Origin of the sequence: Streptomyces sp. NPDC059003, assembly GCF_042740445.1 — a bacterium.
Lineage (GTDB): Bacteria > Actinomycetota > Actinomycetes > Streptomycetales > Streptomycetaceae > Streptomyces.
Window position 1 is genome coordinate 18,541 of record NZ_JBHYJH010000109.1, and the last position, 14,844, is coordinate 33,384.

A 14,844-nucleotide genomic window follows, 5' to 3' on the forward strand; every position below is an offset into this window, starting at 1 on the left:
GTCACTTCCCGTAGTACGCGTTGTAGATCGACAGCGTCGACTTGTTGCCCTTCTTGTCCGTGATCTTGGCGTGGAACGAGATCCCCTTGTCCTTCGCGGGGTTCTTCACCTCGATCTTGCCGTTGACGACCTTCACCGGCTCCCAGGTCCGCCCGTAGTCGTACGAGACGTAGACGTTCAGGGACTTGAGGTTGTCGCCGGCCGCGGCGCCCTGGACGGTCACCGGCACGGACTGCTTCTGGCCTGCCGGGGCGCGGCTCGTGAGGTCGACGGCCGCGTTGAAGCGCACGCCGGACGCCGCGAGGCGGGTCCGCTCCGTGGTCTTCTTCGAGCGGAACGTGTAGCTCGCGTCGATCCGCGTGGACGCCGCCGAGACCGCGACGCTGCGCTTCACGGACGTGCTCAGCTTGTACTCGGCGTCCGCCGCCGGGACCTTGAAGGCGGTGCCGGTGAGCGGGTCCTTGTTCTCGCCGATCTGGGTGCCGTTGCGCGACAGGGTCGTCTTCACGGACGAGTACGTCGAGCCGCCCGCGTGCGTCTTGCCGTCGGCGAACAGCGGCAGGGAACCGGCGATCTTGTCGCCCTTGCGGAAGACGCCGTAGTCGCCGCCGACGCGCGGCCCGAACACGGCCGTGTTGAAGACCTTGTCGTACGTCCTGCCCGCGGTGAACGTCTGCGGCGCGCCGAGCGTGTACGACGCGTCGACGATCGGCCAGCCGTCGGAGTCGACGCCGCCCTGCTGCTCGAACTCCAGGCCCCACTTGACCTTGTCACCCGTGGAGACGTGCAGGGTGCGGGTGCTCGGGGCCTTCTGCGGCACGCCGACGCTGAAGGCGAAACTGGCGTCGGGCAGCCAGCCGGTCGCGTAGACCGCGCCCTTCTTGCCGCTCGACGACGCACCGAGACCGGCCTTCACGGTGGCGAGCTCGGACTCCTTGTAGTGCTTGGTGTAGCCGGTCGCGAGCTGCTTGACCTTGCCGCCGGACACGACGTCGTACTGCGCCTTGTCGCCCTTCGACCAGTGCCCGTCGAAGGCCTGCTGGAGCGAGCCGTCGGTGATCTGCGGACCGAGGTGCCCGGTGCGGAATCCGGCGTACGAGTCGAGCAGCCAGCCGAAGCCGGCGCTGTCGTCGCCCGTGGTGACCGTGTACGTGGGCGCCGCGAACTGCGGCTTCACGTCCGTGGCGGGCACCGTGATGTCGACGGGCTTGGCCGTGCGCGCGTCCACCGTGACCGTGGCGTTCTTGGTGACGTCCAGCTTCGGCTGGGAGATCCAGTCGATGCCGCCGTCGGGGGACTGCGGGTTGTCCAGAACCGCGCCGTCCAGGACGTAACGGCCCTTGGGCACGCGGACCTTGTCGGTGCCGGTGTCGCCGGAGACCGGGATGGTGAGATCGGCGCCGAGCCCGGTGAGGCCGAACAGACCGGTGTTGTAGGTCTTCGCCGGCTGCCCGTCACGCCCGATGTGCTTGACGGTCAGGTCGTACGACTCCACCTCGCGGTCGACCGCGGCCGCCGTGCGCACGGACTGGCCGCCGCCGGTCGCCGTGACGTACGCGGAGTACGCGCCGTCGACGGTGCCGCCGAGCTTGGTGTCGGTCGTGAGGTCGACCGAGGCCGTGCCGCCCGCCGGGACGGTGACCTTCTTCGCGCCGAGCTTGAAGAAGCCGGCCGGGGCCGGGCGGCCCTTCGGGTCGGTGGCCTGGAGCGTCAGGTCGAGCTTGGCCTCGCTGGTGCCGAGGTTCTTGTACGTGACCTTCTTGGTGACCGGCGTGTCGTCGGTGTGCGGCCACAGCTGCGTGCCGAAGCTCACCGACACCGGGTCGGCGATGACGCTCTGCTTGATGGCCTTGTCGACGGCGATGCGGCCCGAACCCTGCTGGAAGGCCGTGTACTTGCCGCCCTTGGTGGACGCGGTGAGGGCGCCCTTGAGCTCGGCGGACTTCCAGGTGGGGTGCTGCTGCTTGAGCAGGGCGGCGGCGCCCGCGGCGTGCGGGGTCGCCATCGAGGTGCCGGAGATCGTCAGATAGCCCTCGGGGTTCTGGCCGACCTCCTTCTCGATCTGGCTGCCGGGCGCCGCGGCCGCCGTGATGTTCACGCCGGGCGCGGTCACGTCGGGCTTGACGGCGCCGTCGCCGGTGCGCGGGCCCTGGCTGGAGAACTCGGCCAGCTTGTCGTTGTCGTCGACGGCGCCGACGGTCAGGGCGGCGTCCGCGCTGCCCGGGGAGTCGATGGAGCCGGGCGCGCCGTTGTTGCCCGCCGCGATGGCGAACAGGATGCCCTTCTCGGCGGAGACCTTGTTGACCGCCGCCTCCAGCGGGTCCACGTCAGGCGTGTCGCCGCCGCCCAGGCTGAGGTTGACGACGTCCGCGCCCTGGGACGCGGCCCACTCGATGCCCGCGATGATCCCCGAGTCGTCGCCGGAGCCCTCGTCGCTCAGGACCTTGCCGTTGAGCACCTTCGCGCCGGGGGCGACGCCCTTGAACTTACCGTTCGACTTCGCGCCCGTACCCGCCGCGATGGACGCCACGTGCGTGCCGTGGCCCACCCGGTCCTTGGTGTCCGGCGACGGCGTGAAGTTCTTCGCACCCACGACCTGGTCCTTCAGGTCCGGGTGGGTCGCGTCGACGCCGGTGTCCAGGACGGCGATCTTGACGCCCTTGCCGTCGTACCCGGCCTCCCACGCCTTCGGAGCGCCGATCTGCTTCACGCTCTTGTCCAGGCTGGCCTTGCGGGTGCCGTCCAGCCAGACGCGGCTGATGCCGGACGCGGTGGCGCGGGCGGCGCCCCGCTCGTCGGTCAGCGCCTGCCACAGCTTGGCGGCGTCCCGCTTGGGGGTGGTGACCGCGTCGGCGTTCAGGGTCTTCAGGGTGCGGCGGACCTCGGTGCCGCCCGCGTCGCGCACGTCGGCCTTGGCCCCGGCGGCCTGGCCCTTGTAGGCGACGATGACCTTGAGGCCCTGCTTCTGGGACGCGCGGGTCGCCTTCTTGCTCAACTCGGTGATGTCGAACAGGCGCTGGTCGAGCTTGCCGCCGGCTATCAGGCGGTGGGCGTCGGCCGGGACGACGAGCGTGTGCCCGTCCGCGCGGCGCGTCTGCACGGGTATGTGCTCACGCCCCTTGGCGGGCGTGAACCCGGTGACGCGCCCCTTGGCGTCGACCGTGACGCGGTCGCCGGTGATGAGCGTGACGCGGTGCCGCTCCGGAGCCTTGACGCCGTCGGTCGCGACGGCGGCCCCCGAGGCGGAGCCGGAGCCCGCCTGCGCCGGGCTGGTCATGCCCGCGGCAAGGGCTACGGCCGCCGCGGCGGCGACGGCGGCAGCGCCCGCACGACGGGCGCCGACCTTTCCTCTCGCTTTCTGCACGTGTCTGAGCAAGTTTCCCCCTCCAGGTGAACGCACAGGGTCATGCAGCATGTCGAGGGGGACGATATCCGCTCAACTATGAGGCAGAGATGAATAGTTGAGGTTCTTGGCCTATACAACACGCTTTCGCAACGCTGCTGACATACCGAAGGCCCGCACCCCGAGTGGGGTGCGGGCCTCGTACGGCACAGGCCAGGGGTGCGGACGGATCCGCTCCGCGTGGATCAGAGGGCGGAGCCCGCCTTCCACTGCGCCCAGCTCATGTTCCAGCCGTTCAGACCGTTGTCCGGCGCGACGACCTTGTCGCCGGTGTTGCGGACGTCCACGACGTCACCGGTGATCGAGTTCTCGAAGAACCAGGAGCCGGGGGTCGACTTGTCGCCCGCGCCCTTGGCGTCCTTCAGGCCGATGCAGCCGTGGCTGGTGTTCACGTTGCCGAAGATCGACGACGAGCCCCAGTAGTTGCCGTGGATGAACGTGCCGGAGCTGGACAGGCGCATGGCGTGCGGGACGTCCTTGATGTCGTACTCGCCCTTGCCGTCGCTGTCCGTGAAGCCGACGGTCGCGCCGTTCATCCGGGTCTCCTTGAACTTCTCGGAGATCACCATCTTGCCGTTGTACGTCTTGTTCTCGGGCGACCCGGCGGAGATCGGGATGGTCTTGACGACCTTCCCGTTCCGCGTGATCTTCATCTGCTTGGTCTTGGCGTCGACGACGGAGACCTGGTTGCGCCCGATCTTGAACTGGACGGTCTTCTGCTGCACGCCGTACACCCCGTCGGCGCCCTCGACGCCGTCGAGGGCCAGCTTCAGCGTGACCGTCGAGTTCTCCTTCCAGTAGTCCTTGGGGCGGAAGTCCAGGCGCTGGTTGCCGAACCAGTGCCCGACGATCTCCTGGCCGCCCGTGGACGTGACCTTGACGGCGGACTGCACGGCCTTCTTGTCCGCGATCGCCTTGTCGAAGTTGAGCGACACGGGCATGCCCACGCCGACCGTGGAGCCGTCCTCGGGCGTGAAGCTGCCGATGAAGCTGTTGGCCTTCGAGACGGTCGTGAAGGACGAGTTCTCGTGCGCCTTGCGGCCCTCGGAGTCCTTGGCCGTCACCGCGATCCTGTACGTGGTGGCGCGCTCCAGCTGGACGCTCGGCTTCCAGGACTTCTTGTCCGCGGATATCCGGCCCGCGACCGCGGCGCCGCCCTCGGCCTTCATGACCACGCTCGTCAGCGCGCCCTCACTCACGGTGACCTTGGCGTCGCTGTTGATGCTCGCGTTGTCGGAGCCGTTCTTCGGCGCGATCGCGATCTTGGCGGCCGATGTCTTCTGTGCCGCCGCCTCGTCGACCTTGCTCTGCGACTCCCTGCCGCCGGAGCTGTCCTTGTCGCCGTCGTCGCCGCTGCAGGCGGAGAGCACCAGGACCCCGCCGACCAGCGCGGACACGGCCACCAGGCCTCTACGCCGCCGCTTACCGTCCGTCATTACACGCATCTCCATCGTCACCGAATCCCCAGCATCCCGAGGGCCTCCGTAAACCGCCCTAACGCGTTCCCGCTTCATCCCGTTCCACTTCTCCCCGAGATGTGGGAAACACCACGCCGCGCGGTGCCGCCGGGACGGCCGTGCATCAGGAGACGACGGAGCCCCGGGCGGCGGTGTGCCGCCCGGGGCTCGCGATGTACCGGTCGTTATCGGCGCACGTCCCCGAGGGCGGGCCTAGAGCTCCTCGCCGTCCTCGTCGTCATCATGGCCGTCCGGGTCCCATTCCGGCGAATCGGGGTCGTAGTCGATCACTTCGCTGCTCCAGGACGCCTGGGTCAGCTCGACCCCCGGCAGCTCCTTGACCAGGTCGACCGGGTCCACGAGGTAGGCGAGCGCCTCGGCGTCGTCCTCCTTCACGGCGGACTCGGCGTGCGCGCGCTCGTCCACGGGCATGTACGCGTCGTCCGCGATGCGCTTCAGGGCGGCGGTGCTCAGCTCGCCCGACCCGTCCACCTCCACGACCAATTCGACCCGCAGTCGTACAAAGCGTGATGTCTCGTCTTGGCTCATGCGAGGGAGAGTACGTCCCGCACCCGGCTCCGCTTCCCCACGACCCGCGTCTTTCATTAGCATCGCCTCATTGGCACCCGAGACAGCCAATTCACCAGCTCCACAAGGGGGATACACGTCCCGTGACCGCAAGTCGCACGCTGCTCACCGCAGCCGCAGCCGGGGCCCTGCTCAGCGCCCTCTGGTTCGTCCCCTCGGCGAAGGCGGCCCCGGCGCCGGAGCAACGCCCAGCGGCGCGGATCGCGCAGGAGACGGCGCACGAGGGCGACCTCGCGGACACCGGCAGCGTGGACACGACTCCGTACGTGGTCGGCGGCACGACGCTGCTCGGCCTGGGCGCGGGGTTCGTGGCGTACTCGGTGCGGCGGGAGCGGGACGGGGCGCTCTGAGCCCGCGCTAGTCCGTGGCCGGGGGCCCGGCGAAGCCGGACGTGTCCACGAGGTAGACGGGCACGGTGCGGCCGTAGGCGTCGAGCTTGTCGAGCCAGTCGACGTCGTGCCCTTTCGGGGCATGTGGTTCGAGCTGGCGCTGGAGCGACTTCATCGGCTTCTTGTAGCGCGTCAGGCGTGTTCAGTTCCTCGACGAGGCGGAGCATGTCCTGGAAGACCTCGCCGGTAGGGGCCTCCTCCATGGCCGCCGCGGCCCTCCAGCGGCGGCACGCCGCGTGGTCCGGGTCATCACGCCGCGACAGCCCAGGCGCCGGGCTGGGCCGTGAGCTCGAACCAGAGCAGCTTGCCGTCGCGGCCGAAGAGGTCGTCGTCCACCGTGTGCCCACCCCAGGCGTGGGCGTACTGGCATACGAGGAACAGGCCCCGCCCGCCGTCCGCCCCCGCCGCCGGGACGGGGCGGAGCCCGCCGTCGAACGGCGGCGGTACGCGACGGTCGGTGTCCCACACCGCCACCCGGAGCCCACGCCCGCCGTCCCGCTCCCGCACGCGGAGGGCCGCGGGCCCCGCGCTGTGCCGGTAGGCGTTGGTGACCAGCTCCGAGGTCAGCAGCTCGGCCGTGTCGACGAGCACGTCGAGGCCGTGGGCGGAGAGGACGGTACGGAGCGTTGCACGGGCGATGCGGGGCGAGCGGGGGTCGCGGGGGAGGTGGAGGGTGTACGTCCACGCGGGGGCGGAGGTTGGCGGGTTCGGCGGGGATACGGTGACCATGAACGACTCCTGGGAGAAGGGGAGTTGGTGATGGACACCATAGGGCGCCGGGATGTGATACTTCTCAATAACTGAGGAAGCTCGTTCACATTGCCCTCGTGTGGGTGACCCGAGGGTGCCGCTCAGAACGGAGTACGGAGCCGTGCCACCCAGCACCAATCCCACGCTGCGACAGCAGCGCCTAGGAACCGAGCTGCGCAAGCTCCGCGAGCAGGCCGGGCTCACCGCGACCGCCGCGGCGGCCCAGCTCGGGCTCCGGCAAGGACAGATCAGCGGCATCGAGTCGGGCCGGTACGCCGTCAGCGCCGACCGGGTCCGCGCCTTCGCCCGCAGCTACAACTGCGCCGATCACGCCCTGACCGACGCCCTCGCGGCGATGACTGGAGGACGCCAGCGCGGCTGGTGGGACGAGTACCGCGAACATCTGCCCGTCGGGCTCATCGACCTCGCCGAACTCGAGCACCACGCGAGCGCGTTGCGCGTCGCGCTGGTCATCCACATCCCCGCGCTGCTCCAGACCACGGACCACGCACGCGCACTGTTCCGGGAAGTCGTGCCGCCCATGCGGCAGTACGAGATCGAGCACCGTCTCACGCATCGCATGAAGCGCCAGGCCGTCCTGCACCGGGACGACCCGATGCCCTATGCGGCGACCGTTCACGAAGCGGCCCTGCGCATGGGATTCGGAGGCCCCGCAGCCACCCGCGCCCAGCTCCGCCACCTCCTTGAGATGAGCGAACTCCCCAACGTCACTCTCCGGGTGGTCCCCTTCGGCCAGGTTCCCTTCCCCGGCACCGGCCAGTCCGTCGACTACGTCGTGGGGCCGGTCCCCCAGCTGGACACCGTGCAATTGGACACGCACCACGGCTGCGAGTTCCTCGACGCGGAGGCACAGTTGGCGAAGTACAGGTCAGTACTGGACCGCATGGAGAGCGGCGCACTCACTCCGCATGCGTCACGCGACCTGATCCATCACTTGGCCCAGGACAGCTGAGAGGCACCCATGCGCAACCTCACGTGGCAGAAGTCGACCTTCAGCGGCGACAGCTCGAACTGCGTCTACGTCGCCGCAGCCCCCGACGGAACCCTCCACCTCCGCGAAAGCGAAACCCCCGACATCATCCTCACCACCGGCCCCCGCCAACTCCGCGCCCTGATAGCCGCCCTCCGGGCTGACACATAGGCAACTCCCGTTTCCGTCCGACCTCTTGGGCGCAGCGGCGATCGTCCGTACCGTTGTCGATCCCCGCCCAGGAGGCTCCCATGCCAGGATTCGTGCGGCGCGTGGGCCCCTTCCAGGCCACCGCCATCAACATGAGCCAGATGTGCGGCATCGGGCCGTTCGTGACGATTCCGCTGATGGTCGCGGCGTTCGGCGGGCCGCAGGCCGTCACCGGGTTCGTCGCGGGCGCGCTGCTCGCGCTCTGCGACGGCCTGGTCTGGGCCGAGCTGAGCGCGGCGATGCCGGGCTCCGGCGGCTCGTACGTCTATCTGCGCCAGGCCTTCCAGTACCGCACGGGCCGGCTCGTGCCGTTCCTCTTCGTCTGGACGGCGATGCTCTTCATCCCGGTCGGCATGTCGACCGGGATCGTCGGGTTCGTGCAGTACCTGGGCTATCTGGTGCCGGACATGAGCCGGACGACCGGCGACCTGATCGGGCTCGGCGTCATCGCGCTCGTGGTCGCGCTGCTGTGGCGCGGCATCGAGCACATCGCGCGGATCACGGCCGTGATGTGGGTCGTGATGATCGCGTCCGTCGGCTGCGTCATCCTCGCGTCGCTCACGCACTTCGACGCCGACCTGGCGTTCACGTACCCGTCGGGCGCCTTCGAGCTGACGAGCAATCACTTCTGGATCGGCTTCGCGGGCGGTCTGACGATCGGCATCTACGACTACCTCGGCTACAACACGGCCGCGTACCTGGGCGCCGAGATCAAGGACCCGGGCCGCACCCTGCCCCGCGCGATCGTCTTCTCGATCCTCGGCATCATGACGATCTACCTCCTGCTCCAGATCGGCACGCTCGGCGTCATCGACTGGCACCGCATGACGGACCCGGACGACGTGGCGTCGACGTCCGTCGCGTCGGCAGTACTTGAGGAGACCTGGGGCAAGGGCGCCGCCGACACCGTCACCGTGCTGATCCTCATCACCGCGTTCGCCTCCGTCTTCGCGGGTCTGCTCGGCGGCTCCCGCGTGCCGTACGACGCGGCCAAGGACCGGGTGTTCTTCCGCCCGTACGCGAAGCTGCACGCGAAGCACCGCTTCCCGGTGCTCGGCCTCGCGACGATGGGCGTGGTGACGTCCGGCGGCTTCCTCCTGGGCCGCCACACGGACCTGGCGACCCTGATCCAGCTCCTGACCGCCGTGATGGTCCTGGTGCAGGCCCTGGCGCAGATCCTCGCCCTGACGGTCCTGCGCCGCCGCCAGCCGACGCTGCGCCGCCCGTACCGCATGTGGCTGTACCCGGTCCCGAGCTTCGTGGCGCTCGCGGGCTGGCTGGTCATCTACGGGTACGCGGACAAGAACTCACCGGGCCGCCACCCCATCGAGTGGTCGCTGGCCTGGGTGGGGCTCGGGTGCGTGGCGTTCGTGGTGTGGGCGCGCCTGGAGAAGGTGTGGCCGTTCGGGCCCAAGGAGATCAGCGAGGAGTTCCTGACGAAGGACGCGGGACCGGCTCCGGACGAGCCGGAGCCGGTGCCGAATCCGTGATCAGGCGAGCGGGCCCGTGACCGGCTCCACGGCCGCGACGACCCGCCCGTCCCGTACGAACGCCTCGGCGGCCGCGAGGTCCGGCGCCAGATAGCGGTCGGGCCCCGGGCCTTCGACACCCGCCTTGCGCACCGCCTCGATGACCGCGCGGCTGGCCGGGGCCGGGGTCAGGCCCGCACGCAGCTCGATCGCCCGCGTGGCGGCGTACAGCTCGACGGCGATGATCCGCGTCAGGTTGTCGACGGCCGTACGCAGCTTGCGCGCGGCCGACCAGCCCATGGAGACGTGGTCCTCCTGCATGGCGGAGGAGGGGATGGAGTCGGCGGACGCGGGCACGGCGAGGCGCTTCAGCTCGCTGACCAGGGCGGCCTGCGTGTACTGGGCGATCATCAGGCCGGAGTCGACGCCCGCGTCGTCGGCGAGGAACGGGGGCAGGCCGTGGCTGCGGTTCTTGTCGAGGAGCCGGTCGGTGCGGCGCTCGGCGATCGAACCGAGGTCGGCGACGGCGACGGCGAGGAAGTCCAGTACGTACGCGACGGGCGCGCCGTGGAAGTTGCCGTTGGACTCCACGCGGCCGTCGGGCAGCACGACCGGGTTGTCCACGGCGGCCGCGAGCTCGCGCTCGGCGACGGTGCGGGCGTGCGCCATCGTGTCGCGGCCCGCGCCCGCGACCTGCGGGGCGCAGCGCACGGAGTAGGCGTCCTGCACGCGCGGCGCGTCGTCCTGGTGGTGCCCCGTGAGGCCCGAACCGGCGAGCACGGCCAGCATGTTGGCGGCGGCGGCCGCCTGGCCCGGGTGCGGGCGGATGGCGTGCAGCTCGGGGGCGAGGACCTTCTCCGTGCCGAGCAGCGCTTCCAGGGTGAGGGCGGCGGTGACGTCGGCGGACTTGTAGAGGACGTCCAGGTCGGCGAGGGCCATGACGAGCATGCCGAGCATGCCGTCGGTGCCGTTGAGCAGGGCGAGGCCCTCCTTCTCGCGCAGCTCGACGGGCGTGATCCCGTGCTCGGCGAGCAGCTCGCCCGCGGGCCTGAGGGTCCCGTCCGGGCCCTCCGCTTCGCCCTCTCCCATGAGGGTCAGGGCGCAGTGGCTGAGCGGGGCGAGGTCGCCGGAGCAGCCGAGGGAGCCGTACTCGTGGACGACCGGGGTGATGCCCGCGTTGAGCACGTCGGCCATGGTCTGGGCGACCTCGGGGCGTACGCCCGTGTGGCCCGAGCACACCGTCTTCAGGCGCAGGAACATCAGCGCGCGCACGACCTCGCGCTCCACGCGCGGGCCCATGCCGGCCGCGTGCGACCGCACGATGTTGCGCTGCAGCTGGGCGCGCAGGTCCGGGCCGATGTGCCGGGTGGCGAGCGCGCCGAATCCCGTGGACACGCCGTACACCGGGTCGGGTTTGGCGGCGAGGGCGTCGACGATCTCGCGGGCCGCGGCGAGGGCGGCGACGGCGTCGTCGGCGAGCTCGATCCGTGCGTTGTGCCGGGCCACGGCCACGACGTCCTCGGCGGTCGTACCGGACGTCCCCACCACCACAGTGTGCATATCCATATTCAGGAGCGTACGCAGTGAAACTCCTGCTGTCACTGGGGTGGACCCTGCCGGGGGCTCCCAGACTTCCGGCAGGATCTAGCCCCTCCGGCGTTTGAGGAGCGGGGTCTGGGGCGGAGCCCCAGTTCGGGAAGGGGCGCCCGCGCGCGGAGCGCGCTAATGGATGCAGTGGGGCGCACCGCGAGGGCTACCGCCCCCGGAACCGCCGCCGCTCCCCCCGCCCCGGCTGCGGCGCCGAGTCGGCGAGCCGCACCACCGGGTCGTCGACCCCCTCCCGCCCCGCCACCACCGGCTTGACGGCCCGCGCGTCCTTCGCCCGGTACTGCGCCGCGTCCGCAAGCCGGAACAACCGCCGGGCGGACCGCACCGCCCCGATCGGATCCCCGGTCGAGGCGACACCGCAGGCGACCCCGTCACCGAGCTCCAACTCCCCCGCCCGCACGCACAGTTCATCGGCGACCCGCACCACCTCGTCCGACGAGGGCCCCACCGAGAGCAGACAGAACTCGTCCCCACCGAGCCGCGCGGCCAGCGCACCCGGCAGCATCGCGCCGCACAGCGAGAGCAGCGACCCGAACCGTTCGAGGAGCCGGTCGCCCACGGCGTGCCCGTGCAGGTCGTTGACCTGCTTCAGTCCGTTCACGTCGCACATGACGAGGCTCACCACCACACCCTCGGCGCGGTGCCGCCGCACGGCCTCGTCGAGCCGCACGTCGACCGCGCGCCGGTTGGCGAGCCCCGTCAGGGCGTCCGTGAAGGCGAGGCGGCGGGCCTCCTCCAGGCGCTCGGTCTGGGCGATGCCGGCGGCCACCACGGCGGCGAGCACGGTCGCGAAGTCGGCGTCGGCCCGGTCGAAGACCGGCTCGCCCACGGGCCGCGCCACATACAGCTCGCCCCAGACGCGGCCGCGCAGCACGACCGGCGCGACCACGCAGCAGCCGCGGCCGCGCCTGCGCAGCGCGGCGACCCGCTGGTGGCAGTACCCGGCACGCTCACCGCCCTCGCCCGACGCCCCGCCCGGCCCCTGGGCCGTCTCCACCCAGGCGCGCGGCTCACGGCCGCCCGCCCACCGCTCGTGCAGAAACTCCGTGATCTCCGGGAACTGGTGCACGGGATACGCCTCGTCCTCGGGGAACTCCTCCTCCCCGGGGGCCCGGTCACCCACGTTCGCGAGCACCCGCAGCCGCCCCCGCTCGCGCTCCCACACCGACAGTGCGGCGAAGCTCCCGCCGAGGGCCCGCCGCGCTCCCCGCGCCGCCGCCCGCCAGGAGTCACGCGGGGTGAGCGCGGCGGCCATCCCCTGCGCCAGCCCCGCGACATCCCGCAGCCGCACGTCCTCGCCCATTGCTCTAGGTTACGGACATTTCACGCATATGGAGAAGGCGGGCCGAGCCCCTCGCCCTCAGCGGGCCGCCGCGTCCGCCGTGCCCTACTCCCCGGGCCACTCCGGCTTGCGCTTCTCGTTGAAGGCCGCGACGCCCTCCGCGCGGTCCCCCGAGAACGCCACCGAGCGCCATGCCGCGTCCTCCACCTCCAGGCCCGCGCGCAGGTCGAGGCCGTGACCGAGGCGCAGGGCGCGCTTGGCCGCGCGCAGGCCGACGGGCGAGTTCGCCGCCATGCGGGCGGCGAGCGCCAGGGCCTCGTCCCGGTCCTCGCCCTCCCCCGCCACCAGGTCGACGAGCCCCAACTCCTTCGCCTCCGCGGCCTCCACGCGCCGCGCCGAGAAGATCAGCTCGGCGGCGCGCGCGGCCCCCACGCGCCGCGGAAGCAGCTGCGTACCGCCGCCGCCCGGGATCACGCCCACGGAGACCTCAGGCAGCCCCACGACCGCCGTCGGGTCGGCCACGATGACGTCGCAGGAGAGCGCGAGCTCGAAGCCGCCGCCCAGCGCGTAGCCGTGCACGGCGGCGATCGTCGGCATCGGCAGGTCCAGTACGCCCGTGTACGCGGCCCGCGTCACCGGGCGCTGCCGCACCAACTCCGCGTCGGTGAAGGAGTTCCGCTCCTTCAGGTCGGCGCCGACGCAGAAGGCTCGCTCGTGCGTCGAGGTCAGGACCACGACGCGTACGCCGGGGTCCGCCGCGAGGGCGGCGCAGGCCTCGCTGATGGAGCGGGCCATGGCGCTGGACACGGCGTTCATGGCCTTGGGCCGGTCCAGTGCGAGTTCCGCCACGTGGCCGTGGGGGCGCACCCCCACGAAGTCCCCGAACCGTCGTTCGCCCATGTCCCCTCCAGCTGGTGGTTAACGATCGTTACGCCGCGATCATGTCAGCCCCGCCGCCCACGCGGTACCCGGCGGCGCATGGGGTGGGCGGGCGCGGTAACTCCCGCCGCGAAGCGGCGGGCCGGAGGCGCATCCGACCCGGGTGCGGGCCGGTGGGGGGTTTCCGCCGCTACCGCGGCGGGTTGTTTCCCACCCGCCCGCCCGTTTCTGCCCTCCCAGGGGGTGGACGCCCCCGGCGAGGGCTGGCCGCCGTCGGCGGCTGCGGGTGGGGCGGCGTCAGGGGTAGGAGGGGTTCACCCCTGCCTAGGGCGCACCGCCAGTGAGGGTGGGAGTGAGCTGCGGCACACCTGCCGTAAAGTTGGCGCCGGTCGATATCTGACCGCGGCAGATCGGAAGGGCAGCAGGCGTGACCGTCGACGACACCGGCTCCGGCCAGGGCGCACACCCCGCCCCCGACGGTGAAAACCGCGCCGCAGAACCGACACCCACCCCGTCCGACAAGCCGGACGACCCCAATACGGGCGATACCGGCGATACGGGTGATACGGGTGACGACAAGGACCCCCTGGCCCTCCGTCTCGAACAGCTCATCCTGGGCGCCGACCGCCGCTACACCCCCTTCCAGGCGGCCCGCAGCGCGGGCGTCTCCATGGAGCTGGCCTCCCGTTTCTGGCGGGCCATGGGCTTTCCCGACATCGGCCAGGCCAAGGCCCTCACCGAGGCCGACGTACTCGCGCTCCGCCGCCTCGCGGGCCTGGTCGAGGCGGGCCTGCTGAGCGAGGCGATGGCGGTACAGGTGGCGCGTTCGACGGGCCAGACCACGGCGCGGCTCGCCGAGTGGCAGATCGACTCCTTCCTGGAGGGCCTCACCGAACCGCCCGAGCCGGGCATGACCCGTACCGAGGTGACGTACCCGCTCGTCGAACTGCTCCTGCCGGAGCTCGAGGAGTTCCTCGTGTACGTGTGGCGGCGGCAGCTCGCCGCGGCCACCGGGCGCGTGGTGCAGGCTGCGGACGACGAGGAGATGGTCGACCGGCGCCTCGCCGTGGGCTTCGCCGACCTCGTCGGCTTCACGCGCCTGACGCGGCGCCTGGAGGAGGAGGAACTGGGCGAGCTGGTCGAGGCGTTCGAGACGACCGCCGCGGACCTGGTGGCCGCCCACGGGGGGCGGCTCATCAAGACGCTGGGCGACGAGGTCCTGTACGCGGCCGACGACGCCGGCATCGCGGCGGAGATCGCGCTGCGGCTCATCGAGACCATGTCCAACGACGAGACCATGCCCGAACTGCGGGTCGGCATCGCCTTCGGCACGGTGACCACGCGGATGGGCGACGTCTTCGGTACGACGGTGAACCTCGCCAGCAGGCTCACCTCGATAGCGCCACGGGACGCCGTCCTCGTCGACGGGGCGCTCGCGGAGGAGCTCACGCGGACCGGGGACGCGCCCGCCTCCGAGACGGAGGCCGCGGCTCTCGCGGAACGCGCCGAGAAGGAGGGCGAGGAGCCGCCGTCGTACCGCTTCGCGCTCCAGCCGATGTGGCAGCGACCGGTACGAGGGCTCGGCGTCGTGGAGCCCTGGCTCCTCACCCGCCGCTGACTGGCGCGGCCGCCTCAAGCAGCCCTCCTACCGCCCCCGCCCCTGTCTGCACGTCCCGCCGCTACCGCGGCGGCGACTCCCCGCCCACCCACCCACTACCAACCGTCCCGGCGGCACCCGCCGACGGCGGCCAACCCCCACCGGGGGCGCCCACCCCCTGGGAGGGCAGAAACGGGCGGGCGGGTGGGAAACAAACCGCC

At 71.3% G+C, this 14,844-nt stretch carries 13 protein-coding genes; 5 read left to right on the plus strand and 8 right to left on the minus strand.

Annotation, left to right across the window (positions count from 1 at the left end; genetic code table 11):
- Position 1: 1 nt before the first annotated feature.
- The 3 genes from ACFWZ5_RS30575 to ACFWZ5_RS30585 form a co-directional block, all read right to left on the minus strand.
- Positions 2-3,277 carry a S8 family serine peptidase gene (locus ACFWZ5_RS30575; protein ID WP_384891598.1) on the minus strand — a complete coding sequence of 1,092 codons (3,276 nt, stop codon included), beginning with the start codon at positions 3,275-3,277 and terminating at the stop codon, positions 2-4.
- A gap of 311 nt (positions 3,278-3,588) precedes the next feature.
- Complete coding sequence (locus ACFWZ5_RS30580; RefSeq protein ID WP_384804955.1) at positions 3,589-4,839, minus strand: Ig-like domain-containing protein; 1,251 nt, start codon at positions 4,837-4,839, stop codon at positions 3,589-3,591.
- Positions 4,840-5,073: 234 nt separating this feature from the next.
- The gene (locus ACFWZ5_RS30585) at positions 5,074-5,409 is read right to left on the minus strand and encodes a hypothetical protein (RefSeq protein WP_384804957.1); all 336 of its coding nucleotides are present in this window, start codon (positions 5,407-5,409) and stop codon (positions 5,074-5,076) included.
- A 122-nt stretch (positions 5,410-5,531) separates the two neighbouring features.
- Here ACFWZ5_RS30585 and ACFWZ5_RS30590 point away from each other — a divergent pair, with 122 nt between their 5' ends.
- Complete coding sequence (locus ACFWZ5_RS30590) at positions 5,532-5,798, plus strand: hypothetical protein (RefSeq protein WP_384804959.1); 267 nt, start codon at positions 5,532-5,534, stop codon at positions 5,796-5,798.
- 7 nt (positions 5,799-5,805) lie between these two features.
- On the opposite strand, the gene ACFWZ5_RS30595 is transcribed toward ACFWZ5_RS30590, so the two are convergent.
- Both ACFWZ5_RS30595 and ACFWZ5_RS30600 read right to left on the minus strand, forming a co-directional pair.
- A complete protein-coding gene (locus tag ACFWZ5_RS30595; RefSeq protein ID WP_384804961.1) occupies positions 5,806-5,952 on the minus strand; it encodes a hypothetical protein in 147 nt (48 codons plus the stop codon).
- Positions 5,953-6,086: 134 nt separating this feature from the next.
- Positions 6,087-6,566 carry an ATP-binding protein gene (locus ACFWZ5_RS30600; protein WP_384804963.1) on the minus strand — a complete coding sequence of 160 codons (480 nt, stop codon included), beginning with the start codon at positions 6,564-6,566 and terminating at the stop codon, positions 6,087-6,089.
- A 142-nt stretch (positions 6,567-6,708) separates the two neighbouring features.
- On the opposite strand from ACFWZ5_RS30600, the gene ACFWZ5_RS30605 reads away from it, so the two are divergent.
- The 3 genes from ACFWZ5_RS30605 (at position 6,709) to ACFWZ5_RS30615 (ending at position 9,278) form a co-directional block, all read left to right on the plus strand.
- Positions 6,709-7,560 carry a DUF5753 domain-containing protein gene (locus ACFWZ5_RS30605; protein WP_384804965.1) on the plus strand — a complete coding sequence of 284 codons (852 nt, stop codon included), beginning with the start codon at positions 6,709-6,711 and terminating at the stop codon, positions 7,558-7,560.
- Between the two features lie 9 nt (positions 7,561-7,569).
- A complete protein-coding gene (locus tag ACFWZ5_RS30610) occupies positions 7,570-7,749 on the plus strand; it encodes a DUF397 domain-containing protein (RefSeq protein ID WP_384804967.1) in 180 nt (59 codons plus the stop codon).
- An 80-nt stretch (positions 7,750-7,829) separates the two neighbouring features.
- A complete protein-coding gene (locus ACFWZ5_RS30615) occupies positions 7,830-9,278 on the plus strand; it encodes an APC family permease (protein WP_384804969.1) in 1,449 nt (482 codons plus the stop codon).
- Here the strand turns inward: ACFWZ5_RS30615 and hutH are convergent, their stop codons facing one another.
- From hutH to ACFWZ5_RS30630, 3 genes are all read right to left on the minus strand, one after another.
- Complete coding sequence (gene hutH, locus ACFWZ5_RS30620; protein WP_384804971.1) at positions 9,279-10,817, minus strand: histidine ammonia-lyase; 1,539 nt, start codon at positions 10,815-10,817, stop codon at positions 9,279-9,281.
- A 193-nt stretch (positions 10,818-11,010) separates the two neighbouring features.
- Positions 11,011-12,168, minus strand: coding sequence for a diguanylate cyclase domain-containing protein (locus tag ACFWZ5_RS30625; protein WP_384806424.1), 1,158 nt, complete (start codon positions 12,166-12,168; stop codon positions 11,011-11,013).
- An 84-nt stretch (positions 12,169-12,252) separates the two neighbouring features.
- The gene (locus ACFWZ5_RS30630) at positions 12,253-13,047 is read right to left on the minus strand and encodes an enoyl-CoA hydratase/isomerase family protein (RefSeq protein WP_384806422.1); all 795 of its coding nucleotides are present in this window, start codon (positions 13,045-13,047) and stop codon (positions 12,253-12,255) included.
- A 406-nt stretch (positions 13,048-13,453) separates the two neighbouring features.
- Here ACFWZ5_RS30630 and ACFWZ5_RS30635 point away from each other — a divergent pair, with 406 nt between their 5' ends.
- On the plus strand, positions 13,454-14,644 hold the full coding sequence (locus tag ACFWZ5_RS30635; protein ID WP_384806420.1) for an adenylate/guanylate cyclase domain-containing protein: 1,191 nt from the start codon (positions 13,454-13,456) through the stop codon (positions 14,642-14,644).
- Positions 14,645-14,844: the final 200 nt, after the last annotated feature.

Excerpts from the sequence above, each read along its gene's own strand:
- ACFWZ5_RS30580 (WP_384804955.1), bottom strand. The coding sequence starts at position 4,839 with ATGACGGACGGTAAGCGGCGGCGTAGAGGCCTGGTGGCCGTGTCCGCG.
- ACFWZ5_RS30600 (WP_384804963.1), bottom strand. The coding sequence starts at position 6,566 with ATGGTCACCGTATCCCCGCCGAACCCGCCAACCTCCGCCCCCGCGTGG.
- ACFWZ5_RS30595 (WP_384804961.1), bottom strand. The coding sequence starts at position 5,952 with ATGAAGTCGCTCCAGCGCCAGCTCGAACCACATGCCCCGAAAGGGCAC.
- hutH (WP_384804971.1), bottom strand. The coding sequence starts at position 10,817 with ATGCACACTGTGGTGGTGGGGACGTCCGGTACGACCGCCGAGGACGTC.
- ACFWZ5_RS30585 (WP_384804957.1), bottom strand. The coding sequence starts at position 5,409 with ATGAGCCAAGACGAGACATCACGCTTTGTACGACTGCGGGTCGAATTG.
- ACFWZ5_RS30575 (WP_384891598.1), bottom strand. The coding sequence starts at position 3,277 with ATGACCAGCCCGGCGCAGGCGGGCTCCGGCTCCGCCTCGGGGGCCGCC.
- ACFWZ5_RS30625 (WP_384806424.1), bottom strand. The coding sequence starts at position 12,168 with ATGGGCGAGGACGTGCGGCTGCGGGATGTCGCGGGGCTGGCGCAGGGG.
- ACFWZ5_RS30610 (WP_384804967.1), top strand. The coding sequence starts at position 7,570 with ATGCGCAACCTCACGTGGCAGAAGTCGACCTTCAGCGGCGACAGCTCG.
- ACFWZ5_RS30615 (WP_384804969.1), top strand. The coding sequence starts at position 7,830 with ATGCCAGGATTCGTGCGGCGCGTGGGCCCCTTCCAGGCCACCGCCATC.
- ACFWZ5_RS30630 (WP_384806422.1), bottom strand. The coding sequence starts at position 13,047 with ATGGGCGAACGACGGTTCGGGGACTTCGTGGGGGTGCGCCCCCACGGC.